This window comes from Afifella aestuarii, from assembly GCF_004023665.1.
Lineage (GTDB): Bacteria > Pseudomonadota > Alphaproteobacteria > Rhizobiales > Afifellaceae > Afifella > Afifella aestuarii.
Genome location: NZ_SAUF01000005.1, coordinates 1 through 24078, shown reverse-complemented (window position 1 = coordinate 24078; position 24078 = coordinate 1). Strand labels below are relative to the sequence as shown.

Genomic DNA, 24078 nt, shown 5'->3' with positions numbered 1-24078 from the left:
AAATGATGTCTTTGCGCTCTCTTGCGGCCGGGCTTTTGGTTGCCGCGGTGTCTCTGCCGGCATCGATGGCTGCGGCGGCCGAAACGAATGTCGCCGTCGCCGCGAACTTCACCGAAGCGGCGAAAGAAATCGCCGCCGCCTTCGAGGAAAAGACCGGCGACGAAGCGACTCTGTCGTTCGGCTCGACCGGCCAGCTCTACACGCAGATCAGCCAGGATGCGCCGTTTGAGGTGTTTCTTGCCGCAGACGACGAGCGGCCGGCAAAAGCGGTCTCCGAAGGCTATGCGGTGGAGGGCAGTGCGTTCACCTATGCGATCGGCAAGATCGTGCTGTGGAGCACCGACGCCGACCTCGTCAACGGCGAAGACACCCTGAAATCCGGCGATTTCAACAAGATCTCGATCGCCAATCCAACGACCGCCCCTTATGGCGCGGCTGCTGTGGAGACGATGAAGGCGCTCGGCGTTTACGAGGATCTCGAGCCGAAGATCGTCCAGGGCAACAACATCGCCCAGGCGTTCCAATTCGTGCAAACCGGCAATGCCGAGCTCGGTTTCGTGGCCCTGTCGCAGATTGCGGCCAGCGACGAGGGCTCGCGCTGGGAAGTTCCAGCCGATCTCTACACGCCGATCAAGCAGGACGCCGTCCTCTTGAAGAAGGGCGAGGAGAGCGCCGCGGCAAAGGCCTTTCTCGACTTCCTGAAGGGACCGGAAGCCGGCGCCATCATCGAGAAGTACGGTTACGGCACCGCTGCTGGAAGCTGATCGTTCGTGCCGGAGCTTTCAACTGAAACCCTCTCGGCGATCCGCCTCACGATCGAGCTTGCGACGATCACCACGGTGATCCTGCTTCTCGTCGGCACGCCGATCGCCTGGTGGCTGGCGCGCTCCAAGGTGTGGTGGAAGGAGGCAGTCGCGACCGTGGTCGCGCTGCCCCTCGTCCTGCCGCCGACGGTTCTGGGCTTTTATCTTCTCGTTGCGCTCGGCCCCTCCGGGCCGGGCGGACAGCTTGCGGCGCTGTGGGGCGGACGCACGCTCGCCTTCACCTTCGAAGGCCTCGTCATCGGCTCCGTCATCTATTCCATGCCCTTCGTCGTGCAGCCGATCCGCAACGCCTTCGAGGCGATGGGCGAACGACCTTTGGAGGTCGCCGCAACCCTCCGCGCCTCCCCTTTGCGCACGTTCTGGAGCGTCGCCCTGCCGCTCGCACGGCCTGGCTTTCTGACGGGTGCCGTCCTCGGCTTTGCCCATACCGTCGGCGAATTCGGCGTGGTCCTCATGATCGGCGGCAACATTCCGGGCGAGACCAAGGTTCTGTCGGTCGCCATCTACGACTACGTGGAGACGCTGCGCTGGGCCGAGGCGACCGTTCTTGCGGCCGGCATGGTCGTCTTCGCCTTCGTCGTCATCTTGACCATGACACTCATCGAAAAGCGCGTGGCGCGGCCCGGGAAATGACGGTTCAGACACCTCCGCCGATGGCAGGAAACACGATCGAGGCCGCCTTCTCAGGTCGCCTCGGTCACTTCGCTCTCGACGCTTCTTTCTCCGTCCCGGCAAGGGGCGTCACCGGGCTCTTCGGCCCGTCGGGCTGCGGCAAGACTTCGGTGCTGCGCTGTGCCGCCGGCCTCAACAGGCTAGAGGGCAGGTTCTCGATCGACGGCGAGATCTGGCAGGACGAAACGACTTTCCGCCCGACGCATCGCCGCCCGATCGGCTACGTCTTTCAGGAAGCGAGCCTCTTCCCGCATCTCAGCGTTCGCCAGAATCTTCTCTACGGCGCGCCCGGCAGACGGCCGCCCTCCTCCGCCAACGGCACGGGTTTTGAGGAAGTCATCGAGCTTTTGGGCATCGGCGACCTCCTGGGGCGTTCGACAAGCAACCTCTCGGGCGGCGAACGCCAGCGCGTCGCCATCGGCCGGGCGCTTCTCTCGCAGCCGAAGCTCCTGTTGATGGACGAACCGCTTTCGGCGCTCGACCGGCAGACCAAGGACGGCATTCTGCCGTTTCTGGAACGTCTGCACGACCGCCTCGCCATGCCCGTGCTTTATGTGAGCCACGATATCGCCGAGGTCGAACGCCTTGCCGACCATCTCGTTCTGATGCAGGCGGGCAAGGTTCTCGCCGCCGGGCCGCTCGTTGAATTGCAGGCCGACCCGAACCTGCCGCTTGCTGCCTCGCGCGAGGCCGTCGTCAGCCTCGATGCGGTCGTGGAAAGCTATGATGCCGCTTTCGGCCTTGCCCGGCTTGCCGTCGCCGGTGGGCATTTCGAGATCCCGGCCTCGGCCGGGGCGCCCGGAACACGCCGCCGGATCCGCATCGCGGCTGGCGATGTGAGCCTCACCCGCCGTCCGCCCGAAGGCACGACGATCATCAACATCCTGCCGGTGACGATCGTCTCAGACACGCCGGTCGGCGAGCACGAAACACTCCTCGTCCTGCGCCTTGGCGAAAACGGTGAAGGCGCCAGGCTCCTGTCGCGCGTGACGCGGCGCTCCTGGCACCACCTGCAGCTTGAGGTGGGCCAGAAGCTCTATGCGCAGATCAAGGGCGTGGCGCTCACGCCGGCGAGCGCCGCCAGCTAGGTCGACGCCTCACTCTCTGCGGCCCGTCTCGGCGGTACGTGCTCAAAGCCGAAGAAGACCTGCCGCAGGAGGACGAGGGCGAGAATGCCGAGCCCGATCGCCGTCGAGGTGAACTCCGGCGCCACCAAAAGAATGGCTGCGACGGCGAGCACCCACCGTTCGAGGAGATAGAGCGGCCCCCACAGCCAGCCCGCAAAGGCCGCCGAGAGCGCCGTGATGCCGACCACCGTTCCGGTGAAAGCGAGCGCAAAAGCCTGCCAGGTGAAGCCATCGGTCACCAGAAGCAGCGACGGCGAGAAGACGAAGACGAACGGCACCAGCGCCTTGCCCATGCCGAGCCGGAAAGCGGTGTTGCCCGCCTTGAAGGGATTGGCATTGGCGATCCCCGCCCCGGCATAAGCGGCAAGCGCCACAGGTGGCGTGATGTCGGCCAGAACCCCGTAATAGAAGACGAAGAAATGCGCCACGATCGGCGCGATCCCGAGCAGCCCCAGAACCGGCGCTGCGACCGATACCATGATCAGATAGGTCGCCGTCGTCGGGATGCCGCAGCCCATGACGATGCAGACCATTGCCGTCAGGATGAGGGTGATCAGCAGCGTCAGCGTGGAGACTTCCATCACGCCGAAGGGGATGTACGGGCCGATCATTTCCGCCCACTGCCCCGCAGTCGAAGTCACCATATAGGCGATCTTGAAGGAGACGCCGGTGAGCGTGACGACACCGATGATGATGCCGACGGTCGCGGCCGCCGCGCCCACGGCAAGCGCATATTTCGCGCCGAGCACGAAAGCGTCGACGACGTCCTTCACTCTGATGCGGTTCAGCGGATTGACGAGGCCGATGACGATGCAGGCGGTGATGCCCCAGAAGGCGGCGAGATAGGGCGTGAAGCCCTGAAGGAGGATGCCGATCAAGAGGAAGAGCGGGATGAGCGTCGGCCAGTCGCGCTTCAGGATCACGCCGACCTTCGGCAACTCTTCTCTCGTCAGGCCACGCAGGCCGAGACGCTTCGCCTCGAAATGCACCTGACAGAGTACGCCGAAGAAATGCATCGCCGCCGGCACGATCGCCGCGGTGATGATGGTGGTATAGGAGACGCCAAGAAACTCGATCATCAGGAAGGCGGCGGCGCCCATGACCGGCGGCGTGATCTGCCCGCCTGTCGAGGATGCCGCTTCCACGGCCGCCGCGAAATGGCGCTGATAGCCGATGCGGATCATCGCCGGGATCGTCAGCGCACCGGTCGTCACCGTGTTGGCGATCGACGAGCCGGAGATCGATCCGAGAAGAGCGGACGAGAAGACGGAGACCTTGGCCGGGCCGCCGGAGAAGCGGCCGGCGAAGGCCGAGGCGAAGTCGATGAAGAGGCGCCCGAGACCGATGCGCGTCGCCAAGACGCCGAAAAGGACGAAGTGGAAGACGTACGTCGCCACGACACCGACCGGCAGACCGTAGATGCCCTGGCTCGTCAGATAGAGGTGGTTGACGAGCGTCGTCCAATCGCTGCCCGGATGCACAAGGACGCCCGGCGCGCTTTGCCCGAATATCGCATAGGCCATGACGATGATGGCAATCACTGGCAAGGGCCAGCCCATCGATCGGCGCGTCGCCTCCAGGAGGACGACGATCATGACCGTCCCCATGACGACGTCGATCGGCAGAGGATTGCCGACGCGGAAGGCGAGATCGTTGAATATCCACGGGACGTAGAGCGAGGCTACGGCCGCCGCGAGGGCGAACAGCCAGTCGTAGATCGGCAGGCCGAGCGGCCGCCACAGGCTCGAGGGATAAAGGGTATCCTGGCCCTTCTTGGTTGCGGCGAAAACGATGAAGATCAGGGACAGGACGAAGGCGAGATGCACGCCGCGATGGTTGACCTCGCGCAAAAGGCCAAAGCCCGCCGTGTAATAGTGAAAGAGCGACAGGCAGAAGAGGAGCGTCGCGGCGACATATCCCGCGTAGCGCCCGAGCGGCCGAAAACGCACTTCAGGATCAAACCGCTCTTCGAGCTCTTTGACCGAGGCGGGATCAATCTCTTTTTCTTCCTGCATCCTAACCTGTCGTCTTTTGGGCCTTCCGGCCTTCCACACTCAGACATCCACAATCAGACAGGCGGCGGAAAACCGCCGCCTGCGTTGCTGAAATCCGGCTTACTTGGAGACGCCGGCTTCGTCGTAGAACTTTTTGGCGCCCGGATGCAGCGGAATGCCCACGCCGTCGAGAGCCGTGTCGAGCGTGATCACCTTGCCCTTGGCATGACCGTTGTCGAGGAGCTTGCGGGTGTTGTCGTTCCACAAAGCCTTGGTGATCTCGTAGATCAGCTCTTCCGGCTGATCGGCGCTCGTCACCAATTGGGCACCCACAGAAAGCGTCTCCACGTCCTCGTCCTGCCCTTCATAGGTGCCGGCTGGGATCGTGTTGGCGGCGAAGAACTCGTAATCGGAGACGACGCTATCGGCCTCGTCGCCGGCGATCGGCACGACCGTGATGTCGGTGTTGGAGGCCAGTTCCACGATGGCACCGGCCGGGAAACCACCGACGAAGAAGAAGGCGTCCATGGCGCCGTCGCGCATACGGTCAGCGGCCTGGTTCGGCTTCAGATAATCCGCCTCGATGTCGTCCTCGCTCAAGCCCCAGGCGCCGAGGATGAGACGTGCATCGACGATGGTGCCGGAGCCCGGCTCGTCCAGAGAGACGCGCTTGCCCTTCAGATCGGCGACCGACTTGATGCCGGAGGATTTGCTGGCGATGAGATGGATGCTCTCGGGATAGAGGTTGGCGATCGCACGCAGCTTCTCGACCTTGCCCTTGCCCTCAAAGACGCCGGTGCCGGTCTGCGCCCAATAGGCGACGTCCGACTGCGAAAAGCCGGATTCGACACCGCCGGAATTAATTGCATTGACGTTCGCAACGGAGCCATTGGAAGCGATCGCCGTCGCCACCAGGCCCGGCACGCCGCAGCTGCCGCCTTCGTCGCAAGGACGCGAGCCCGGAGGGTTGGAGATGGCATTGGCGATGAGACCACCGATCGGGAAATACGTCCCGGACGTGCCGCCGGTGGCGATGCGGAAGAATTTTACGTCCTGCGCAAAGGAGGTCCCGGCAAGCGCCAGGCCGGCAACTGCGATCACCGCCCCGATCAGCTTTCTGGATGGCATGAATGTCATCTTCTGTTCCCATGTTCGTGAACTGGCACGGGAGGCCCGAAGCCTCCCGCATGGGCGGCACCATAGCTGTCGGAACAGGCCGAAGGAAACCAGATTGTGACGGAAATAGCGGCACATCCCCGTAAAGCTTAAGTCGAAAGAGCCTTTCGACAGGTAGACGCTTGCCTCTGTTCTGGCTACTTGCCGGGGAATGGGAAGGAGATCGCGATGAGCACGTTTTCCGCAGCAGCCTGGGCGCGCAATGCCGGGCTCTACGAGACTATCCGCAACATGCCGTTCAACACCGAGCTTGCCGCCGGGACGCTCTCTGAAGAGCGCTTCAAGCATTACATCACCCAGGATGCGCATTACCTGATCGGCTTCGGCAAGGGCCTCGCCATTGCCGCGGCCAAGGCACCCGATCCCGAGCGCATGGTGCAACTCGCCAATTCCGCGCAAGGGGCGATCGTGGTGGAACGGGCGCTGCACGGCACTTTCTTTGCCGATTACGGCATCGCACCTGAGGTCTTCGAAGCGAGCCCTTTGTCGCCCGCCTGCCACCATTACGTGTCGTTCATCACGGCGACCGCCTGGAGCGAGCCCTATGAGGTGCTGCTGGCGGCGCTCCTGCCTTGCTTCTGGATCTATGCCGAGGTCGGCAACGACATCCTTGTCCGCGCCGCGTCGCCCAATCCTTATTCGGCGTGGATCGAAACCTATGCCGGTGAGGAGTTTCAGGACGCCGTCAAGACGATGATCGCCACCACCGACGAGGCCGTGGCCGAGGCGGCGCCTGCCGTTCAGGCCAAGGCGCATGATGCCTTCGACCGGGCGGTGCAGCTTGAATGGATGTTCTGGGATTCCGCCTACCGGCTCGAGACATGGCCGGTGCGCCCCGGCGAATAGGAAGCGGCCTGAACATGACCCGCGGCGTGAGAGCCGCGGGCGCTCAGCCCGGAGGCTTGCGATCGCGGGGTCGGTTCTGGCGACGTGATACGGAATAGAAGAACACGCCGATCGCCACGGCGCCTAAGGGCATCATGCTGAAGAGCAGCATGAATTCGAGGCTGCTCATACGACGAGCCTTCCGAGCACCTTTCGTCCCAGCCAAAACTAAGCCGAAAAACTGCTTCGGTCAGCTCACCGAGAAAAAGAACCGCGTCAAGTGGAAGAAGATCGGCGCGGCGAAGACGAGCGAGTCGATACGATCGAGCACGCCGCCATGACCTTCGATCATCTGTCCCCAATCCTTGACGCCACGGTCGCGCTTGATCGCCGACATGACGAGACCGCCGAAGAAGCCCATGATGGCGATCAACGCCGCCATGGCGAGTGCAACAAGCGGCGTGAACGGCGTCAGCCACCACAGCCCGGCGCCCAGAAGCGTCGCAAGCCCGACGCCGCCAATCAGCCCCTCCCAGGTCTTCGACGGCGACAAATTCGGCGCGACCTTGCGGCGTCCGAATAGCTTGCCGCAGATATATTGCAGCACGTCGCTTGCCTGCACGACGATGATCAGGAAGGCGATCAGAAGCAGGTTGCCGCCCTCAAATCCCGGGATGTCGAGGTTCAAGATCGCCGGCACATGCGACAGGCAGAAGACGCAGATCATCAGCGCCCATTGCACCTGCGCGACACGTTCCATGTACCGCGCGGTGTCGGCGCGAAAGGCAGCGATGATCGGGAGAGCCAGGAACGCATAGACCGGGATCAGAACCGAGTAGATGCCATACTGGTCGGCGAGGACGAGGGCGTATTGCGCCGGCAGAAAGATGAAAAAACTTGCCGCGAGCGCATAATGATCGCCACGTCTGGTCGGCGTCAGCGTCATGAATTCGCGCAATGCCGTAAAGGAGGCGAAGGCGAAAAGAAGGACGACACCCGCCTTGCCGAACAGGAAGGCGATGAGCATCAGCGCGACGAGCACCCACCACGCCTTGATGCGCGCATTGAGATTGTCGATCACCGCGTGCGGCTTTTGCCAGCTGATCGTCCGCTTCAGGATGAACCCGATGAGCGAGGCGACGGCCAGAATGGCAAAGACGCCGGCCACCAGAGTGAGGAGATTGGGCTCAGCCATCTTTGTGGGGCTCTCCGTTGGCCGGCGCGGTCGCCAATAGCGCCGCGCGGGCGCGATCCAGAAACGCCTGCTTCTCCTCTCCCTCACCCAGCTTGACCGGAGCGCCGAAGGTTACGGTGCACAAGAGCGGCACGGGGACGATCTCGCCTTTCGGCAAGACACGGTTCAAATTGTCGATCCAGACCGGGACGCACTCGATCTCGGGACGCTTCTCGGCGAGCCGGAAGATGCCGCTCTTGAACGGCAGGAGGCGCTCGTCGCCGGTGTTGCGCGTCCCTTCTGGAAACAGGATCAGGGAGGCGCCGCCGGACAATGCATCCGCCATCAGGGCGATCGGATCGGGGGTCTCTTCTGTGCGGGTGCGCTCGATCAGGACGGCGCGAAACACCTCTTCAGAGATATAGCGGCGCATCCGCGTCGCACGCCAGTAATCGGCGGCCGCAACAGGGCGTGTCACGCGCCGCAGCGCCGGCGGCAGCACCGACCACAACAGCACAAAGTCGCCATGGCTCACATGGTTGGCGTAATAAATGCGGCGATGGGTGGTGGGATCGCAGCCGCGCCATTCCGCGCGCACACCGGTTGCAACTCGCGCCGCAAGGATCAGCGCCGTCGTGGTGGCATCGACCATGAACCCCGACGCGGCGGGCGGAAAATCGCTCATTCGCCTGCCCTTACCGGCATTTCGGCAAGCGCCGCGCGCACCCGCTTCACGATGGTGACGACGAGCAGGATCGCGACAGCCCACAGAGCGAGCGCGCTCCAATCCGGCAACGGCCCGCCGAAGCCGACCCATGTCCCGATAACGCCGAAAACGAGCGCCCGGTCGCTCTTGCCGAGCGGGCCGTCATATCGGCGGCTGGCCCCCAGCGCCTGCGCCAGGACGCCGGCAAACTCGGTCAGAATGGCGAGAAGCACGACGAAGGCGACGAGCCCCGGGCCAAAGGCCGGCAGGATCGCGAAGGGCGCATAAAGGAACGCGTCGGAGACGACGTCACCGAGCTCGTTGAAAAAGGCGCCGAGCCTGCTCTTCTGCCCATGCTCGCGCGCCAGCATGCCGTCGGCGGCGTTGAAGGCCATCCTCAGCCCGAGCCACAGGGGGATGAGGAGGAAGAGCGGGCGCACTTCGGCCGCCATGACCAGAAGACCGACGAGAACGGAGATGGCGGCGGCAGCAAGCGTCACCTGATTGGCCGTCACGCCTTTTTCGGCGAGGCGGTCGACATATGGGCGCAGGCGAGCCTGGAAGGCCGGCTTGAGATCGTAGAGGGTCATGGGCGGGCCGGGAATCAAAGAAGATCGCGGCCACAATGCCTGCCTCGACACAGTTTGCAAGCCGGCTCACGGCTTCGTCGCCTGTCTCAATCGACCCAGAGAAGAAGAACCACAAAGCTTGCAATCGGCACGAGCATCTGGAGGGGACGCAGACGCGCAAAGAAGAGCGGCGCTTCGCCCCTCCTGGCGCTGAGCGGATCGACGATCGCCAGGCTCACATAGCCGGCCAACAGCAAAAGAAGCGCTCCTGATCCTGGCCCGAGCAGCAGAGACAGAAGCCCGAGCCCGAAGAGCCAGAAAGTCATGGCGAGCTGCGTGATTGTCGGGCCGGCCTCGGTGCGAAAACTGAGGCCTCGGCGCACGCCACCAAGAAAGATTAAAACAACGGCGCCCCATATCGTCGTCAGAGACAGCACGACCTCGGCCGCATCGTCCGGTAGCACGAGGACAGCGAGCGCGCCCACGGCGATCGGCAGCATTGCACCGTAGCCGAGGAAAATGCTGAGACCCGGCGTCCTGGCCGGCTCGCTTATCTCAAGGCTGCGGCCGTCCTTTTCGTAAGTCGGCATAGCCAGGGAACTTCGGAATCCTTTGACGGTTCCCGTTGCAACAGGTTGCGGCAGCCATGTCGACGCTCGCAAGAGGAGAACTCCTCGAGCGATGCCGGCTTCTAGACGCCGAGCTGTTGGAGAAGACCTTCGACCATCGGCCGGTACCCACCGCCGAAGAGGCGCAGATGCACGAGCGCCGGCCAGAGTTGATAGATGGTAAGCCTTTCCTCATAGCCCGGCTCCAGCGCACCATAGGCGTCGTAAAAAGCGCCGCCTGGGCGGCCGAAGAGATTGAGCATGGCGAGATCGACCTCGGAATGGCCGAAATAGCAGGCCGGGTCGATCAGCCCGGAGACCCGATCATCGGACACGACGATGTTTCCGCCCCACATGTCGCCGTGCAGGAGTGCCGCGGCAGGTCGCCCGGGAATTCGGTTCGGAAGATCGGCGACAAGACGTTCGATACGTCGCGCGAGCCTGCCGTCGATATGCGGCACGTTCACGAGGAGGCGCTTGTCGCCCCAGAAGCCGATCCAATCCTCGGCACGATCATTGACGATCGCAACGGGACCGAAGGCATAATCCTCGCTCCAGCCATATTTCCCGTCGCGACGCGCGTGCAATGTCGCAAGCGCGGTGCCGAGATCGGCCCACGCATTTCTGAGACTGCCGCTGTCGGGCAGAACCTCCATGACGAGAACGTGCTCGTCAGCCGCCAGAACCGCCGGCGCCGGGGCGCCACTTTCTGCGATGGCGGCGAGCATCGCCGCTTCTGTGCGGGGGGAAGGACCATTTTTGACAACCGCCTCACGCCCATCCTCCAGCCTAATGTGGGCGAGTTGCGAGATGTCGCCGCCATGCAAAGCGGTTTCCGAAACGAGGATGCCGCCGAGAAGCTCCGCCCCGGCCTCTCCGAGGAGGCTCATACCGGCACCTTGAGATGCTGAACCAAGCCGCGAGCCCCGGCGCTCACATCCGACCACGTGGTCTCGAAGCCCTCATCCCCTCCGAAATAAGGATCGGCCACGGGCTCGCCCTCACGGCCTTTCACATGGTCGAGGAGCAGGCTCAGCCTCGCCGTCGCGTCGGGGGGCGCAAGCCGTTCAAGCGCGGCCAGATTTTCGCGGTCGAGCGCCACGATGTGGGTGAAGCGGTAGAAATCCTGCCGGGTGACGGTGCGCGCGCGGCAGGCCGTGACATCGACACCGTGGCGGCGCGCCACCGCCTGCGCCCGCGGATCGGGCGCTTCGCCGACATGCCAGTCGCCCATGCCAGCGGAATCGATGTCGACCTCCATCCCCTGCGCTGCCGCTTCTTCACGGAAGGCGGCTTCTGCCAAGGGCGACCGGCAGATATTACCGAGACAGACGAAAAGAACGGACGGGCGTTCGTCCGCTTGCATTTGCATGTGAGATCTGCGGCTCAATTTGGTCGCGTCCCATCGGCGCTTTTCGCACTCTGCATCGCACAACTCGCTTACGGCGTGGTCCCGCCCCGAAAAACAACATAGGTAAAATTGAGCGGCCGGCGCCACAGATATGAGTTTTTTGCCGACAGTATGTCGGTTGACGCTCTTGAATTGAAACAGTTTGCCGCGACACCCGGCGCATCGGGCTGCGGTGAATGACGCAGCTTCGCGCGGCCTCATTGGCTTAACGGCAAATCCTTGATATGGAGCCGGCAACGGCCACGGCACCATGTCGCCGCTTTCGGAGCCGCCGCGCATATCCGCGCGGCCCGCATTCCGCCCAATTAGGATACCCAATGCCCTTGATCACGACGAGCGCGCCGCTCGCCGCCGCGCTTGCAAGCCGTGGCTATACAGACCTTACCGACGTTCAAACGGCCGTCCTGCAACCTGAAGCAGCCGAGCGCGACCTGCTCGTTTCGGCGCAGACCGGATCCGGTAAGACCGTCGCCTATGGACTCGCCCTCGCCCCCACTCTCCTCGGCGAAGAAGAAAGACTGCCCGACGCGGGTGAGCCTATGGCTCTGATCGTGGCACCGACACGCGAACTCGCCATGCAGGTGACGAACGAGCTCACCTGGCTCTTTGCGGAAACCGGCGCCCGTCTCGTGACACTGGTCGGCGGCATGGATCCGCGCGCCGAGCGGCGCCGGCTCGATCAGGGCGTCCACATCGTCGTCGGAACCCCGGGACGGCTGCGAGATCACCTCACGCGAGGCGCGCTGCAGATCGGCAATCTGAAAGCCCTCGTCATCGACGAGGCCGACGAGATGCTCAATCTCGGCTTTCGCGAGGATCTGGAATTCCTGCTGCAGGCCACACCGGCGTCCCGGCGCACGCTCCTGTTCTCGGCAACCCTGCCGCAGACCATCATGCAGCTGACGAAGCGCTACCAGAAGGACGCGCTCCGCATCGAGGTGGCGCGCGGCGAGGCGGGACATGCCGACATCGAGTATCGCGCCGTCCGGATTGCGCCGAACGAGACCGAGCATGCGATCGTCAACATTCTGCGCCGCGCCGAAGCGCCGAATGCCATCGTCTTCTGCAACACCCGCGAAAGTGTGCGCCACCTTTCCTCAGGCCTGATCGAGCGCGGCTTCGCGGCCGTCACTTTGTCCGGAGAACTCAGTCAGGCGGAGCGCAACCAGGCCATGCAGGCGCTGCGCGATGGCCGGGCGCGCGTATGCGTCGCAACCGATGTCGCGGCGCGAGGGCTCGACCTGCCAAGCCTCGATCTCGTCATCCATGCGGATTTGCCGAGCGACGCGGAAACCCTGCAGCACCGCTCAGGACGGACCGGCCGGGCCGGCCGCAAAGGTGTCTCGGTCCTGCTGGTACCAATCTCGCGACGCCGCAAGGCGGAACGACTTCTGGCCGAAGCGCGCATCGATGCGGCCTGGTGCGCGGCTCCCTCGGCCGATGAAATCCGCGTGGCCGACGAAGAGCGCCTGCTCGCCGATCCGGCATTCAAGGAGGAGCCGAGCGAGGAGGATGCAGCAACCGCCGCCCGGCTACTCGCCGCGTACTCGCCGGAGGTTCTCGCTGCAATGCTGGTGCGCCGGTGGCGCTCAGAACTGCCCGCGCCGGAAGACGTCTTCGACCCGAATTTCGGGCGCGATCCGGCAGCCGCAAGGCCCGGCCGCGACCGCGACGACAGGGGTTCGTCCAAACACGCGCGCGGAGGCCCCTATCTGTGGTTCCGCATGGATGTCGGACGGCGCAACAATGCCGACCCGAAATGGCTGCTGCCCCTCCTGTGCCGGCGCGGACAGATCACACGGCAAGAGATCGGGGCCATCAAGATCTTCGACCGGGAGACCAAGTTCGAGATCGCCGAGAGCGTCGCCGGGCGTTTTCTAGAGACCGCGGCCCACAGCGAGGGCGACGACATCACCATCTCGCAATCCGATGCGCCTGGCAGCCGCGGCGGGCCGGGAGGCCGTGGCAAGCCGATGGGCCGAAACGGTCCCAACGACGACCGCAAGGCTTTCAAACCGAAGCGCAAAGGCTTCAAAGAAGCCGGCAGCCAACCCCAGGGCAGACCGACCAAGCGCCCAAAAGCGAAGAAAACCAAGAGCTGATCCGCCAGCGAAGCCGTCTATCGGGGCGAAGAGCGGGAGGAAGGCTCGGACGCGGAGAACGAGGGAGAAGAGGCACAGCTTGAGTCATTAAGGGACGGAGCCCGGCAATTAAGCTGGACAGCGCGCCCGTCATGGGATCTGGGGGGCATCCGACAAAGTGGCCCGGCGGATATCCGCCAGCATCGCGGTCAGTTGGCCCCTCTCCTCTACCGTCAGGCACTGCAGCATGCTCTCCGTGACGGCCTCGGCGACCGGCCGTGCTGCGCCGAGCCGGTCGCGGCCGGCTTCCGTCAGTTGCACGACGCGCCGGCGCGTATCTGCCGGATCAATCTGGCGCGCGATCAGCCCTCTTTGCTCCATGCGCCCGAGCATTTCCGTAAGCGTCGCCTTGGTCGTTGCACTTGCCGCCCCCAGTGCGGCCTGATCCATCTCGCCGGCGATGTCGAGCGCTTCCAGCACCGCATATTGCGGCTTGGTGAGATCCGGCACTTTTGCGGCCCAGCGTGAGCTGTGCTCCTGAAGGACGACACGCATGACGTGAAAAACCGTGTTGTCGAACATCACTCCTCCTTGAGGTTCGTATACGAACGATATAAGACCCGTATTGTTCGTACACGAATTATCGAGGTCCGCAGCGTGCGGCTTATCGTTGGAATATCAGGCGCCACTGGCGCGCCGATCGCCGTCGCGCTTCTGAAGGCGCTTGCAGCCATGCCGGATGTGGAGACGCATCTCGTCATGTCGCGTTGGGCGCGAGCGACCATTGAACTTGAAACCCCTCATACGGTGCGCGAAGTCGGCGATCTGGCCGATGTCGTCTATAACGCCGGCGACCAATCCGCAAAAATCAGTTCCGGGTCGTTCCGCACCGACGGGATGATCGTCGTGCCGTGCAGCATGAAGACGCTCGCCGGCATACGTTCCGGCTATGCTGACGGGCTTTTGGGCCGCGCCGCCGATGTGACGTTGAAGGAGCATCGCAGGCTCGTTTTGGTGCCGCGCGAGACGCCGCTCAGTGCCATCCATCTTCAAAACATGGCGGCCCTTGCCGAGCTGGGCGTGCGCATCGTGCCGCCGATGCCGGCCTTCTACAATCATCCCGCGACGGTCGACGACATCGTGGACCATATCGTCGCGCGTATCCTCGACCAGTTCGACCTTTCACATCCCCGCGCGCGCCGCTGGGCCGGTCTGCCCGCCGCGTGCCTTCCCACCTCAGACGATCAAGATCCGGCGCCGCGCGGGCCCGCCGGATAAGGAGACCCGCATGCCATTTGACGACCTCAGATCATTTCTTGCCGCCCTTGAGGAGAACGGCCAGCTTTTGCGCATCACCGACGAGGTTCAGGCGGAGCCGGATCTTGCTGCCGCGGCGAATGCGGCGGGGCGTATCGGCGATCAGGCGCCGGGGCTTTATTTCGACAGGATCGCCGGCTTCACGAATGCGCGTGTCGCGCTCAACACGCTCGGCTCCTGGCCGAACCATGCGATCGCCATGGGGATGGACCCGCAGACTTCGACCAAGGACCAGGTGGCGGAATTCATCCGCCGCTGGGACGCCTTTCCGGTCGCCGTGGAGCGCCGCGAAGACGCGCCGTGGCACGAGAACTCCGTCGAGGGCGAGGAGATCAATCTTTTTGAGATACTGCCGCTCTTTCGCCTCAACGACGGCGATGGGGGCTTTTATCTCGACAAGGCGGCCGTCGTCTCACGCGATCCGCTCGATCCCGACCATTTCGGCAAGCAGAATGTCGGCGTCTACCGCATGCAGGTCAAAGGCAAGCGGCGGCTCGCCATCCAGCCGGTGCCGGTCCACGACATCGCCATTCATCTGCATGCCGCAGAGGAGCGCGGCGAGGACCTTCCGATCGCAATCACGCTTGGCAACGATCCGATCATCACGCTGATGGCCTCAACGCCGCTGCGCTACGACCAGTCGGAATATGAGATGGCAGGCGCCCTGCGCGGCTCCGCCTATCCGATCGCGACCGCGCCCCTCACCGGCTTCGACGTGCCCTGGGGATCGGAGGTCGTGATCGAAGGCGTCATCGAAGGCCGCAAGCGCGAACTGGAAGGCCCCTTCGGCGAGTTCACCGGCCATTATTCTGGCGGGCACAGCATGCCGGTCATCCGCATCGACAAGGTCTCCTATCGCACCAACCCGATCTTTGAATCGCTTTATCTCGGCATGCCGTGGACGGAGGTCGATTACCTGATCGGGCCGGCGACCTGCGTGCCGCTCTACAAGCAGCTGAAGGCGGAGTTTCCTGAGGTGCAGGCGGTGAACGCCATGTACACGCACGGGCTTTTGGCGATCATCTCGACCAAGAAGCGCTATGGTGGTTTCGCCAAGGCCGTTGGCGTGCGGGCGATGACCACGCCGCATGGGCTCGGCTATCTGAAGATGATCATCATGGTCGACGAGGATGTCGATCCCTTCAACCTGCCGCAGGTGATGTGGGCGCTGTCGACCAAGGTCAATGCGGCCGGGGATCTGGTGCAGCTTCAAAACATGTCGGTGGTGGCGCTCGACCCGAGCTCATCGCCCTCTGGCATCACGGACAAGCTCGTCATCGATGCGACGACGCCCGTCACCCCTGACGATCGCGGCCATTTCAGTCAGTCGGCCCGCGACCTGCCGGAAACCGCGGAATGGGTCGGCCGGCTGACCAGACTGATCGCCGAAAACCGCTGAACTGATGCCTGAAAAGGACCTGACCATGATCTGCCCCCGTTGTGGCGACGACCATATCGTCGAACTCGCACATAGCCCCGTTGCCGGCATCTGGACCGTGTTTCAATGCGCGGAATGTCTCTTCACATGGCGCTCCACCGAGCCGCCGCGGCGCTCGGACAGAGAGCATTATCCGGACGCATTTCGCATGGATGCACGCGACATCACGGACGCCGCGGCCATTCCTCCGGTGCCGCCGCTCCTAACCGGTTCTTGAGCGAGCGGCTCTGTCTGCGGAAGCCGATGTCGCGGCGGCTTGACGGGTGCGCTTGCGTCCGGGGCGGCGTGCATCTGCGAGCCCTGCGAGCGGGTGAAAATCGGCGGCAGCCTTCTGGCGACGCTTCTTCTCCAGCGACTTCTGCCGCTGGTCGATGCTCCCATGAAGCGACGCCCAAAGCGGGGAACGAACCAGCCGCCGGAGGCCTCAACCTGAGCCTTGAAGATCTCGCACCGACATCCTTCTGCTCCACAGATCTCGGCAGCGTCACGCTGATCCGGCGCCTCGATGCGATGTCGGGTCCGCTCGCGGCGCGTTCTGCCGAGAACGTCGTCGGCACCGCCTGCGCCTTCTCCGCCCCGTTCCGGCACACCGAGGCGCTGCGGGAGCTCGGTCTCAAATCCGGTGAGGCTGCGACCTACATCCTTGTCGGGCGCAACGGGTCTGAGACGCTCGCCTATGTCGGCGAGACCGTCGATGTCATGAAGCGCCTGAGCTCCCACCGGCGCGACAAGGACAAGGCCTTTGCCGAGATGGTCTTCGTCGTCACCAGCCGGAGCGGCCTGAACTCGAAAGATCTGGCCCGCCGCCGGCAGGCCAAATATGCCGCCCTCATTGCCGCCTCCGGCCGGGCAAAGCTGGTCGGTGCACCGCCGGAAGCGGCCGGGCTTCCGCCCGTCTTTGTCGCCATTGCCGACCCGCTGGCGGACCAGGAGGCGCTTGGCCCGGCGGCTCCGTCCGCATCGTCCGGCTGCTTAATGGCCCCTACATTTTTTATGGCGAACGTCGGCTTTCAAGTAACGGATTTGACTATCGGAACGACCGAGATGGGCGCATAGCCGCCGTTCAGAGGTTGCCGCGCTAGCTCCTGTGAGCGTTCCTGTAAAATACCCGCCGGTCGAGATGGTGTTGCCCTTGTTGAGGAGCATGTTGTCGGTGAGGCGGGTGTCGGGGCGGCCTTCCATGAAGACGTTGGGCGACCAGGAAAGCCAGGTCGCCGGTGAAGGTTGACGCCCGACTTCACGCCGCCGCCGGTGCCCGGCTCGTGGCCGATCGATTTGTAGAACTCCGACCCCTTGATGCCGTTCATCGCCCCGCCATGGGAGAATACGGTTCTCGTGCCCTTGGCGAGATCCCTGGCAAAAGCGACATTGGTGAAGGGAAGCGCTTGTCCGGCGCCTTGCACACGTCCGGCAGGGTCGAACGCACCCAGCCATCCGAATGCTTGTGGCTCAGCGTCAGCCCGTTCACGGCCGACTGCGGATCAATCGAAGCGCCGAATCCACTTCCGAGTTTCTTCAAGCGAGTCGAAAGGCTCTCCAAGAACAAAGAGACCGCGCGGGTAGTCCTCGAAGCGAATGGGCGCAAGCGCTTGCGATACGCGCCGATAGTCGTCGAGCACAAGCCCACGATTGATATCGCCGAGTTGAGGCTCGGGGCCGGCCTGAACGACGATGCCACCGTCATAGTCGTGGATCGGGCAACTCGGCCCAAGCACTTCGGCAAGCCTTTCTTCGCCTCCCAAGAGCCGCGCGAGGACGATGCGGTCGAACCCCTTCATGCCGGCCCTGAAGCGCAATTCCACCACGCGCCGCCATCCATGAAGAACGAGACGCGACGGTCGCCCGCAATGATCTCGTCAGTCGATCCGCGGGCGATCGTATCCGTCAGCTTGCGCTTGGCGCTGTCCAGCGTCTCGGTTGCCGGGTCGAGCCCATGCGGCATCGGCGCCGTCGCGTCGCCCTCCGCCCGCTCCAGAACCAGCGCATCGTGCCAGTCGCTCTCCTGCGCCGCGGTGCGGCCTATCGTCAGGACGAAACCCGTCGAGCGGTCGGTGACATGGCGAGCCTGCGGCGCGAGCGAGGCGGCGGGGAACGGCAGGCCGAGCCGCTGAAACAGGTCCGCCAGCCAGGCCCCCATGCCGGTGCCGTTGATCCGCTCGTAAAGCTCCTCACCGAGATTCATCGTCGCCGCTCCGGTCATGGCTGGTTGCCCGGATAGTCGACCCGGTCCCAGCGCTTGCCGTCGAAGCGCACGATCTCCTTGTGGCCGACCGCCAGCAGCATCTCGTCCGTCGCACTCAGCCAGGTAAGGCCGCCGATCTCCGGGTCGAGGCCGGTTTCCACCTGCTTCACGCGCCGCCCGTCGAGCACGAAAAGGCCGCCGGGAAGGCCATCCGCCGACCCGCCTGCCAGATAGAGCCTACCGCCGAACACCGCCATGCGCCGAAAAATCTGACCCTGACCGTTGGTCGCCGCCGGGCGAAAGCTGTGACGATGGTTGCCGACGAAGAGCTCACCTTCCTCGCCGCAGACGACGATCCTCTCCGCGTCGAGCACGGCGATATCGAGCAGGCGATTGTCCGTCAGCTGCGGCAGACGCCGGAAGCCCGCCTCGTCGGTGCGCACCGCCAACAGCCCGTCCTTGCCGCAGATATAGATCTCCTCCGCGCTCGGACCGTTGATCCCGTAGATCAGGTCGTCACGATAGACTTCGACCAGCCGCTCGGTGTGCCGCGTCATAATATCAGGATGCTCAAGGAGATAGGTAATTTTAGATTTTCCGCTTTGCCGAAGATCGGACGGAAAAAACTCCTTGTCCCAGTCCGGATCGATCTCCGGCCGGAAGAAGGCCCGGTCGAGTGGCGGCCAGGCACCGCCCGCCCGGCGATAGTTCTGGCCGCCTTCGCCGACGGCGTAGAGATCGCCGTCGATTTGCCGCAGGGCGGTCATACGCCCGAGTCGCAACCCCTCCTGCCACGCAAAAGCGGGGTCGACCATTCGCTCCTCGGCAAACTCCGCGTCCGGCGAGGCGACGACGCCCGGCTCGCCCAGAACCGTCAGGATGCGCGCGCCGACCTCGTCCCAGCGGAACAACGTCATGTCGCCGGAGGCGAAGGGATAGTCGTTGTAGGCCCAGTCGTAGCCACCGCGCTGCCTGCCCTTGGCATATTGCAGAACGCGGGAGAAGGGCGCGAAGGGATCGGCGTCGTCCCGGCTGCCACGGACGTAGAAGACGTCCCAGGACACGGCCTGGCACGAGGTGAAGGTCAGTTGCATCGCGCTCAAAACTCCCCTTAGTGCCGCGTCATGCTGGTGCCTTCGATCAACCCGACAAGTGCTTCCCCGAGCTTCGGCCAAACCGCTGGTTCAAATGTTGTCGGGGTGCGGTCCGAAGGCTTGGCCGCGCCAGTCGACCGGGGCGCCGAGGCGCGCGAGGAGGATGCGGTCGAAGCCCTTCATGCCGGCCGCAGCTTCCGGATTGGTTGCAGCCAGACCAAGCGCACGTCGGATCACGGTCCACCAGCGGCTCGGCGGTGACGGTTTCTCCGGCGATCGAGACGTTTGTTCCGGCGTCTCCGGTGGCGGAGACGAGGTGCCGGTTCCCGGCTGGGTGTATCTGCCGGTCTTGTCCAGAAAGGCATATTGCTCGCCGGCAACGCCTCGTCGTGCAGGATGCTCCGCGCCTCGATATCCGCCGGGTCCAGCTTCAGATCTTGCGGAAAATCCATCGTCAGTCAAAGCGCCGGATCCATTTCAGCGTTTCCACCAGCCGGGCCTCCCGTCCGGTGTTGAGATGCTGCGGCAGCTTGATGACACTGAATTGGTAGCCCTCGAAGCGGATCGGCTTGATGATCCGGGCGGCCGTGCGATAGCCTTCGGGGATGCCGCCGGTCGCCAGATCGCCCAGAGCCGGCAATTGGCTCGCCCGGATCAGCACGCCGCCATCATAGACCGACAGCGTCATCTCCTCCGTCAACTGCGCCTTGACCGCCGCCGCTCCGCCCAACGCCGCGACGTTTTCGTCGCCGAGCGCCGTCAGCCAGTTCGACGAGCGCGGCTGCCGATATCCCCCGTGACGGACCTCGCTCCAGTAGTCGCCCATGGCATCGTATTCCAGCGCGGGATAGTGCATCAGCCAGGGGTAGTAGTAGGCGTCCTCCATGGTCTCCGAGCCCGGCACCGATAGGGCGCCCAGTCCTGCCGAACCGTGGATCGCGCCCAGCCGCTCGCTCCAGCTGCGAACGAGTTCCACGAAACGGTCGGGATCGTCGAACACGAAGCTTGGCGGAAAGTGCGCCTTCAAGCCGGATAGCGGCCTGTTCTTGTCATTGCGGGAGAAGCCAAAAGTGGAAATGCGCCACAGCGAGGGATCGTCGCTCTCCTCTGGGTTATCCTCAATCATGCTGAAGTAAAAATCTTCTTCCGATCCAATACTATCCATTTTCCGATAAGGTTCCGGCAGCCCGTCCCTGCTCCAGCGGCGATAGCCTCGCTTTTGTAACGTTTGGAAATGGGTAACATTCTCGGCAAAGAAGCCGAGATAGTCCGACAGGCAATCAAGCAGGCCCTTGCGCTTGTCCTGGCGCCAGCCTTCCAGGAAGTAGAGCGACATCAGCACCCCGACCCGCGAGCGGATCTTGTGGATCGACTCGTCGCGCAGGATGCCCCGCGCCTCGATGTCAGCCGGGTCCAGCTTCAGATCTTGCGGAAAATCCATCGTCGTCTCCAAGACATAGTCATTCAACATTTGTCCGGCTTTGCCTTGCAGCGGCCGTCGCTGCCTTCGACACAGTCCTTTTCGACGTCGAGCTTGATGACGTCTTCATCAGGATCGAGACCCTGGTCCCTTGCGATGTCTCGGTAGGCGCCTCTTTCCTGCATTGGAGTATCCTTATCTCCCTTGAACTTCAGTTCGAGGATCTTCCAGAGTTGGCCGTTCTTCCACCAGGAGACGTCCGGTCGTGGCGCACCGGTGATCGGCACCTGCGAGGACGGCATGCCGGCGTCGGTGCCGCTTTCGACCGGTTGGTACGTCCCATCGCTTCCCTTACGATAGCTCACCTCCGGGCGCGGGCCGTCCGCCGTCGGGCTGGTCGGGCGACGGGGCGTGCCATCCGCGAATTTGCGTCCCTCCTTATCGTAATATTTCTGCCTCAGCTTCTTGGAAACGCAGTCGGTGAGCGTGCGTTCGCCTTGCCTATCTCGCTTGCACTGGCAAGCGAGCTCGCACAATTCGTCGCATTCCGATTTCGCGCCTCGGACGGAGACGTTGTTATCCGTGCGGCCGACGGGCTCGGCAGGGCGGTCAAGTCGTAGCTCAAGCTCGAGGGGTCGTCGCAGGAAGAGTGTCCGCGTCCTCGGCGGAAGCCCCACCTGAGCCCGCTCGGCATCCTCCACAATGGCATCAGCGCGCGAGATGCCGATAAAGCCGACGCCGCCGGCCAAGGCACCGGTTGCGGCCCCGGCACCAACACCGGCCGCAGCTTCCGGATTGGTTGCAGCCAGACCAAGCGCACGTCGGATCACGGTCCACCAGCGGCTCGGCGGTGACGGTTTCTCCGGCGATCGAGACGTTTGTTCCGGCGTCTCCGGTGGCGGAGACGAGGTGCCGGTTCCCGGCTGGGTGTATCTGCCGGTCTTGTCCAGAAAGGCATATTGCTTGCCGGCAACTTAGCCGAACGGGGCGGCGTCGCTCATCACAACGCCCTGCGCCGTCTCGCCGTCGCTCGACTCGGCGTGCTGCGAGGACTTCTCCTCCTCGTCCGGCTGCTCTTTCAGCGGCGGGGTGGGGTCGTCGGGATAGTCGGGGTGCGGCCAGACCAGACAGCCGATGGTGTTCTTGTTGTTCATCCACCATTCGTCGCCGTCGCGCGTCGCCCACTGCCCCTCGACGCGCACCGTCCTGGAATGCTCCTTGCGATGGCATACGGAGGTGACGGTGTTGGACTTGACACCGAGGCCGGTGCCCGGCTCGTCGCCGGTGCAACAGGTGATGATCGAATCCTGCTTGTGAGCGCGCTGGCCGGTGAAGCGCACGCTCGTCGCCGTGTTGGCGTCGTCCGACTGGAAGGCGACGATGGTGTAGGGCACCGGCGCCACCGGCGAGCGGCAGACGTCGGGATATTTCGAGATGACCAGCCCTTCGGACGTGTCGCGGCTGCCCCTGCGCGGCGGATAGCTCATCAGGCGACCTCGTCGATGCCGTGGAGCGCGGCCCTTGGGATGGAGGAGAGCGCCGGGTCGCCGGGATTTTCCAGCCTGACGTCGATCCGCAGGAAGGAAGGGCAGATCGGCAGCCAGCCGCGCCAGGTGAGAGAAACCGACAGCGGCTCAGCCCGCAGGTCGAGATGCAGCCCGTCGAGGTTTAGGCGCTGCGTCACCTGCCGCTCGTCGCTCCAGACATAGCGCGCCACCGGCTGCACCCGCGGCAGGAAGAAGTGCCGCTTGGCACCGCCCGGCGTCAGCCGGGCGAACTGCACCGCCTCATCGCCGGCAAGATAGCCGGGCAGGACGAGATCCGGATGGGCGCATTGGTAGAAGCGGTAGTCGAAATCTTCCGGCAGGCGTGGATGGCGCTCCGCCTGCCAGGCCTCGTCATAGGTTCCGGCATAATGCTGCCGGAGACGCCAGAACGGCGGGATGGGTCCGAAGCCAGCCGGAGCATGCGTTGCAAAGGGATCGTCGTATTTCGCGTCGGGACGGTCGACTGCCGGGAGCACGAACGCTTCCGCCGCCTCGGCGCCGTCTTCCGGGCTTGGCGGCACGCGGCCCAGTGGATTGCTCGACGGCGGATCGCCGCCCGGCCCCGCCTTATCTCCCCAGGTCTCGCGATAGTCGAGATCGACCTAAGCAACCGGATCCGGCTCGCCGAGGCTCCAGCGGCGCTTGACGCGCCGCCAATGCCGCGGCCCGCTGACGCGCAAGACGAGATCGCGATTTCCCACCCGCAACCCGCAGGACCACGCCGGCGCAGTTTCCTGGCCGGGCGGCGGATAGGCACGGGCGAGAACCGTGACGTCCGTCGCCAGTTTGAACGGCACAAGGTCGGCGGCGCGCATCAGCGGCGAGGCGTGCGGGTTGCCCGCATATTCGTCCGTCAGCACGATCGCCTGCTCCGGCTTCAAGGCCAGCGTCGCATCCTCCCGGATCTCGTAGTCCGCCCTCAATGCCACCACCGCCATGGGCTCGCCGTCACGGTGAACCTGCTCGTAGCCGATAGCGGCGAAGGGGCTGTCGTTGCGGCCGAGCATCAGGGTCTCAATTCAAGTCGATCAACTCGCCGTTGATCTGCACATGGCCGGAGGCATCGAAATAGAATTTGGTTCCGACGATCGTGACGTTGCCCTCCTTGTCCATCATCAGCTTCGATTGTCCGCACTTGATGATGAATTCTTCCCCGACATTGAGGGTCATCGTGTGCCCGACCGAGGTGTTCTTGTAGAGGCCGATCTGTTCGGTGCGCGCGATGCCGATCGTATCGGACCGGAACTTTTCGATCACCGTATTGACGATGCCCGTCAGCGGCATCAACTTGCCGAGAAGCCCACCCAGGAACGAGCCCGTCGCCATCTGCTGGGCGCCACCTTCGGCAAGGAAACCGCCAGCGCCCGTTACGGCCGAATTAGCACTCAGCGATGCCGCTTCTGCGGCCGCGCCGACGGCGCTGACGGATTGCGTGAAAGTCTGCAGCAGTTCGTCGTCGATCGCTGCCGATCCATTGGCGGAATCCAGCCCGCCGGCGGCGACAATGCCACCGAGCGTCGCCAGGAGAGGCGCGCCCCTTCCCCCGCCCACGGACAGATTCATGGAGCCGCCGATCTTTTCCTGGTGATTGCCCCCGACATCAATCGACTTGTTCTGTCCGATGCTCTCGACCTCGTGGGCGTCGACGCGTTTCACCCGATTGTTCAAGACTTTCGTGGTCTGATCCTTCTGGGCGTGGAAGAACATGTTCTCCGCACCGGTGGCATCTTCGAAGGAGATCTCGTTGAACTCGCTCGGCGTTCCAGACTTGTAGGTATTCGTCCGAAGCACGCTCTTGGTCCTGTGCCCGGGCAGATCATAGGGCACGGCCTGCTGTGAGTTTGGCACGAGCCCCGTAATCAGCGGACGGTCGGGGTCGCCGTCGATGTAGGAGACCATCGCCTCCATGCCGA

At 64.0% G+C, this 24078-nt stretch carries 28 protein-coding genes and 1 pseudogene; 9 read left to right on the top strand and 20 right to left on the bottom strand.

Features of this window, described 5'->3' with window-relative positions; all coding sequences use genetic code 11:
* The first annotated feature begins 2 nt into the window (after positions 1-2).
* Genes modA through modC form a run of 3 tightly spaced genes read left to right on the top strand, consistent with a single transcriptional unit; the run spans position 3 to position 2584 of the window.
* The gene (gene modA, locus EO094_RS14340; RefSeq protein ID WP_128293498.1) at positions 3-764 is read left to right on the top strand and encodes a molybdate ABC transporter substrate-binding protein; all 762 of its coding nucleotides are present in this window, start codon (positions 3-5) and stop codon (positions 762-764) included.
* A 6-nt stretch (positions 765-770) separates the two neighbouring features.
* Positions 771-1457 (top strand): molybdate ABC transporter permease subunit, encoded by a 687-nt coding sequence (gene modB, locus EO094_RS14335; RefSeq protein WP_128293496.1) that lies wholly within the window; start codon positions 771-773, stop codon positions 1455-1457.
* The gene (modC, locus tag EO094_RS14330; protein WP_246008539.1) at positions 1454-2584 is read left to right on the top strand and encodes a molybdenum ABC transporter ATP-binding protein; all 1131 of its coding nucleotides are present in this window, start codon (positions 1454-1456) and stop codon (positions 2582-2584) included. The genes modB and modC overlap by 4 nt, the downstream gene beginning before the upstream one ends.
* Here the strand turns inward: modC and EO094_RS14325 are convergent.
* Positions 2581-4638: a TRAP transporter permease gene (locus EO094_RS14325; RefSeq protein ID WP_128293493.1), complete on the bottom strand. Its 2058-nt coding sequence runs from the start codon at positions 4636-4638 to the stop codon at positions 2581-2583. The genes modC and EO094_RS14325 overlap by 4 nt on opposite strands.
* 99 nt (positions 4639-4737) lie before the next feature.
* Positions 4738-5745: a TAXI family TRAP transporter solute-binding subunit gene (locus EO094_RS14320; protein ID WP_128293491.1), complete on the bottom strand. Its 1008-nt coding sequence runs from the start codon at positions 5743-5745 to the stop codon at positions 4738-4740.
* Between the two features lie 216 nt (positions 5746-5961).
* Here EO094_RS14320 and tenA point away from each other — a divergent pair, with 216 nt between their 5' ends.
* Positions 5962-6639, top strand: a complete 678-nt coding sequence (gene tenA, locus EO094_RS14315) for a thiaminase II (protein ID WP_128293488.1) — start codon at positions 5962-5964, stop codon at positions 6637-6639.
* A 43-nt stretch (positions 6640-6682) separates the two neighbouring features.
* On the opposite strand, the gene EO094_RS18890 is transcribed toward tenA, so the two are convergent.
* The 7 genes from EO094_RS18890 to EO094_RS14285 form a co-directional block, all read right to left on the bottom strand.
* Positions 6683-6808: a hypothetical protein gene (locus tag EO094_RS18890; protein WP_281275261.1), complete on the bottom strand. Its 126-nt coding sequence runs from the start codon at positions 6806-6808 to the stop codon at positions 6683-6685.
* 60 nt (positions 6809-6868) lie between these two features.
* Positions 6869-7813, bottom strand: a complete 945-nt coding sequence (locus EO094_RS14310; protein WP_128293485.1) for a phosphatidate cytidylyltransferase — start codon at positions 7811-7813, stop codon at positions 6869-6871.
* The gene (locus tag EO094_RS14305) at positions 7806-8477 is read right to left on the bottom strand and encodes a lysophospholipid acyltransferase family protein (RefSeq protein WP_246008538.1); all 672 of its coding nucleotides are present in this window, start codon (positions 8475-8477) and stop codon (positions 7806-7808) included. The genes EO094_RS14310 and EO094_RS14305 overlap by 8 nt, the downstream gene beginning before the upstream one ends.
* Positions 8474-9088, bottom strand: coding sequence for a CDP-alcohol phosphatidyltransferase family protein (locus EO094_RS14300; RefSeq protein WP_128293483.1), 615 nt, complete (start codon positions 9086-9088; stop codon positions 8474-8476). The genes EO094_RS14305 and EO094_RS14300 overlap by 4 nt, the downstream gene beginning before the upstream one ends.
* A gap of 86 nt (positions 9089-9174) precedes the next feature.
* Complete coding sequence (locus tag EO094_RS14295) at positions 9175-9657, bottom strand: DUF3429 domain-containing protein (protein ID WP_128293480.1); 483 nt, start codon at positions 9655-9657, stop codon at positions 9175-9177.
* A 101-nt stretch (positions 9658-9758) separates the two neighbouring features.
* On the bottom strand, positions 9759-10565 hold the full coding sequence (locus EO094_RS14290; RefSeq protein ID WP_128293477.1) for a fructosamine kinase family protein: 807 nt from the start codon (positions 10563-10565) through the stop codon (positions 9759-9761).
* Positions 10562-11041: a low molecular weight protein-tyrosine-phosphatase gene (locus EO094_RS14285; RefSeq protein ID WP_128294267.1), complete on the bottom strand. Its 480-nt coding sequence runs from the start codon at positions 11039-11041 to the stop codon at positions 10562-10564. The genes EO094_RS14290 and EO094_RS14285 overlap by 4 nt, the downstream gene beginning before the upstream one ends.
* A 362-nt stretch (positions 11042-11403) precedes the next feature.
* Here EO094_RS14285 and EO094_RS14280 point away from each other — a divergent pair, with 362 nt between their 5' ends.
* Positions 11404-13188 carry a DEAD/DEAH box helicase gene (locus EO094_RS14280; protein ID WP_128293474.1) on the top strand — a complete coding sequence of 595 codons (1785 nt, stop codon included), beginning with the start codon at positions 11404-11406 and terminating at the stop codon, positions 13186-13188.
* 129 nt (positions 13189-13317) lie between these two features.
* Here the strand turns inward: EO094_RS14280 and EO094_RS14275 are convergent, their stop codons facing one another.
* The gene (locus EO094_RS14275) at positions 13318-13749 is read right to left on the bottom strand and encodes a MarR family winged helix-turn-helix transcriptional regulator (protein WP_205649936.1); all 432 of its coding nucleotides are present in this window, start codon (positions 13747-13749) and stop codon (positions 13318-13320) included.
* A 75-nt stretch (positions 13750-13824) separates the two neighbouring features.
* Here EO094_RS14275 and EO094_RS14270 point away from each other — a divergent pair, with 75 nt between their 5' ends.
* From EO094_RS14270 to EO094_RS14255, 4 genes are all read left to right on the top strand, one after another.
* Positions 13825-14445, top strand: a complete 621-nt coding sequence (locus EO094_RS14270; protein ID WP_128293472.1) for a non-oxidative hydroxyarylic acid decarboxylases subunit B — start codon at positions 13825-13827, stop codon at positions 14443-14445.
* Between the two features lie 10 nt (positions 14446-14455).
* Positions 14456-15883: a non-oxidative hydroxyarylic acid decarboxylases subunit C gene (locus EO094_RS14265; RefSeq protein ID WP_128293469.1), complete on the top strand. Its 1428-nt coding sequence runs from the start codon at positions 14456-14458 to the stop codon at positions 15881-15883.
* Between the two features lie 4 nt (positions 15884-15887).
* Entirely contained in the window at positions 15888-16139 is a 252-nt protein-coding gene (locus EO094_RS18885) for a non-oxidative hydroxyarylic acid decarboxylases subunit D (protein ID WP_342772742.1), read from the top strand.
* 293 nt (positions 16140-16432) lie between these two features.
* The gene (locus EO094_RS14255; protein WP_128293467.1) at positions 16433-16978 is read left to right on the top strand and encodes a GIY-YIG nuclease family protein; all 546 of its coding nucleotides are present in this window, start codon (positions 16433-16435) and stop codon (positions 16976-16978) included.
* Here the strand turns inward: EO094_RS14255 and EO094_RS18975 are convergent.
* The 10 genes and pseudogenes from EO094_RS18975 to EO094_RS14205 all read right to left on the bottom strand — a co-directional run.
* Positions 16933-17325: a PAAR-like domain-containing protein gene (locus EO094_RS18975; RefSeq protein ID WP_164879675.1), complete on the bottom strand. Its 393-nt coding sequence runs from the start codon at positions 17323-17325 to the stop codon at positions 16933-16935. The two genes, EO094_RS14255 and EO094_RS18975, sit on opposite strands and share 46 nt — an antisense overlap.
* Before the next feature lie 78 nt (positions 17326-17403).
* Positions 17404-17700: a type VI immunity family protein gene (locus tag EO094_RS14245; protein WP_128293465.1), complete on the bottom strand. Its 297-nt coding sequence runs from the start codon at positions 17698-17700 to the stop codon at positions 17404-17406.
* Positions 17697-18122 carry a hypothetical protein gene (locus tag EO094_RS14240; RefSeq protein WP_205649935.1) on the bottom strand — a complete coding sequence of 142 codons (426 nt, stop codon included), beginning with the start codon at positions 18120-18122 and terminating at the stop codon, positions 17697-17699. Before EO094_RS14240 ends, EO094_RS14245 begins: the two co-directional genes overlap by 4 nt.
* Positions 18119-19198 (bottom strand): hypothetical protein, encoded by a 1080-nt coding sequence (locus EO094_RS14235; protein ID WP_128293460.1) that lies wholly within the window; start codon positions 19196-19198, stop codon positions 18119-18121. Before EO094_RS14235 ends, EO094_RS14240 begins: the two co-directional genes overlap by 4 nt.
* 90 nt (positions 19199-19288) lie before the next feature.
* Positions 19289-19435 carry a hypothetical protein gene (locus EO094_RS18500; RefSeq protein ID WP_164879674.1) on the bottom strand — a complete coding sequence of 49 codons (147 nt, stop codon included), beginning with the start codon at positions 19433-19435 and terminating at the stop codon, positions 19289-19291.
* A gap of 217 nt (positions 19436-19652) precedes the next feature.
* Positions 19653-20639, bottom strand: coding sequence for a type VI immunity family protein (locus tag EO094_RS14230; RefSeq protein WP_164879673.1), 987 nt, complete (start codon positions 20637-20639; stop codon positions 19653-19655).
* A 23-nt stretch (positions 20640-20662) separates the two neighbouring features.
* On the bottom strand, positions 20663-21448 hold the full coding sequence (locus EO094_RS14225) for a hypothetical protein (protein ID WP_128293456.1): 786 nt from the start codon (positions 21446-21448) through the stop codon (positions 20663-20665).
* 144 nt (positions 21449-21592) lie between these two features.
* The gene (locus tag EO094_RS14220; RefSeq protein ID WP_128293453.1) at positions 21593-22105 is read right to left on the bottom strand and encodes a DUF4150 domain-containing protein; all 513 of its coding nucleotides are present in this window, start codon (positions 22103-22105) and stop codon (positions 21593-21595) included.
* Positions 22105-23103: pseudogene (locus EO094_RS14215) on the bottom strand (DUF2169 family type VI secretion system accessory protein). The gene EO094_RS14220 and the pseudogene EO094_RS14215 overlap by 1 nt, the downstream one beginning before the upstream one ends.
* Positions 23104-23179: 76 nt before the next feature.
* On the bottom strand, positions 23180-24078 hold an 899-nt coding region (locus EO094_RS14205; protein WP_425455900.1), incomplete at its 5' end, for a bacteriophage T4 gp5 trimerisation domain-containing protein.

Excerpts from the sequence above, each read along its gene's own strand:
- modA (WP_128293498.1), top strand. The coding sequence starts at position 3 with ATGATGTCTTTGCGCTCTCTTGCGGCCGGGCTTTTGGTTGCCGCGGTG.
- modC (WP_246008539.1), top strand. The coding sequence starts at position 1,454 with ATGACGGTTCAGACACCTCCGCCGATGGCAGGAAACACGATCGAGGCC.
- EO094_RS14325 (WP_128293493.1), bottom strand. The coding sequence starts at position 4,638 with ATGCAGGAAGAAAAAGAGATTGATCCCGCCTCGGTCAAAGAGCTCGAA.
- EO094_RS14320 (WP_128293491.1), bottom strand. The coding sequence starts at position 5,745 with ATGCCATCCAGAAAGCTGATCGGGGCGGTGATCGCAGTTGCCGGCCTG.
- tenA (WP_128293488.1), top strand. The coding sequence starts at position 5,962 with ATGAGCACGTTTTCCGCAGCAGCCTGGGCGCGCAATGCCGGGCTCTAC.
- EO094_RS18890 (WP_281275261.1), bottom strand. The coding sequence starts at position 6,808 with ATGAGCAGCCTCGAATTCATGCTGCTCTTCAGCATGATGCCCTTAGGC.
- EO094_RS14310 (WP_128293485.1), bottom strand. The coding sequence starts at position 7,813 with ATGGCTGAGCCCAATCTCCTCACTCTGGTGGCCGGCGTCTTTGCCATT.
- EO094_RS14305 (WP_246008538.1), bottom strand. The coding sequence starts at position 8,477 with ATGAGCGATTTTCCGCCCGCCGCGTCGGGGTTCATGGTCGATGCCACC.
- EO094_RS14300 (WP_128293483.1), bottom strand. The coding sequence starts at position 9,088 with ATGACCCTCTACGATCTCAAGCCGGCCTTCCAGGCTCGCCTGCGCCCA.
- EO094_RS14295 (WP_128293480.1), bottom strand. The coding sequence starts at position 9,657 with ATGCCGACTTACGAAAAGGACGGCCGCAGCCTTGAGATAAGCGAGCCG.
- EO094_RS14290 (WP_128293477.1), bottom strand. The coding sequence starts at position 10,565 with ATGAGCCTCCTCGGAGAGGCCGGGGCGGAGCTTCTCGGCGGCATCCTC.
- EO094_RS14285 (WP_128294267.1), bottom strand. The coding sequence starts at position 11,041 with ATGCAAGCGGACGAACGCCCGTCCGTTCTTTTCGTCTGTCTCGGTAAT.
- EO094_RS14280 (WP_128293474.1), top strand. The coding sequence starts at position 11,404 with ATGCCCTTGATCACGACGAGCGCGCCGCTCGCCGCCGCGCTTGCAAGC.
- EO094_RS14275 (WP_205649936.1), bottom strand. The coding sequence starts at position 13,749 with ATGTTCGACAACACGGTTTTTCACGTCATGCGTGTCGTCCTTCAGGAG.
- EO094_RS14265 (WP_128293469.1), top strand. The coding sequence starts at position 14,456 with ATGCCATTTGACGACCTCAGATCATTTCTTGCCGCCCTTGAGGAGAAC.
- EO094_RS18885 (WP_342772742.1), top strand. The coding sequence starts at position 15,888 with ATGCCTGAAAAGGACCTGACCATGATCTGCCCCCGTTGTGGCGACGAC.
- EO094_RS14255 (WP_128293467.1), top strand. The coding sequence starts at position 16,433 with ATGTCGGGTCCGCTCGCGGCGCGTTCTGCCGAGAACGTCGTCGGCACC.
- EO094_RS14245 (WP_128293465.1), bottom strand. The coding sequence starts at position 17,700 with ATGAAGGGGTTCGACCGCATCGTCCTCGCGCGGCTCTTGGGAGGCGAA.
- EO094_RS14240 (WP_205649935.1), bottom strand. The coding sequence starts at position 18,122 with ATGACCGGAGCGGCGACGATGAATCTCGGTGAGGAGCTTTACGAGCGG.
- EO094_RS14235 (WP_128293460.1), bottom strand. The coding sequence starts at position 19,198 with ATGCAACTGACCTTCACCTCGTGCCAGGCCGTGTCCTGGGACGTCTTC.
- EO094_RS14230 (WP_164879673.1), bottom strand. The coding sequence starts at position 20,639 with ATGGATTTTCCGCAAGATCTGAAGCTGGACCCGGCTGACATCGAGGCG.
- EO094_RS14220 (WP_128293453.1), bottom strand. The coding sequence starts at position 22,105 with ATGAGCTATCCGCCGCGCAGGGGCAGCCGCGACACGTCCGAAGGGCTG.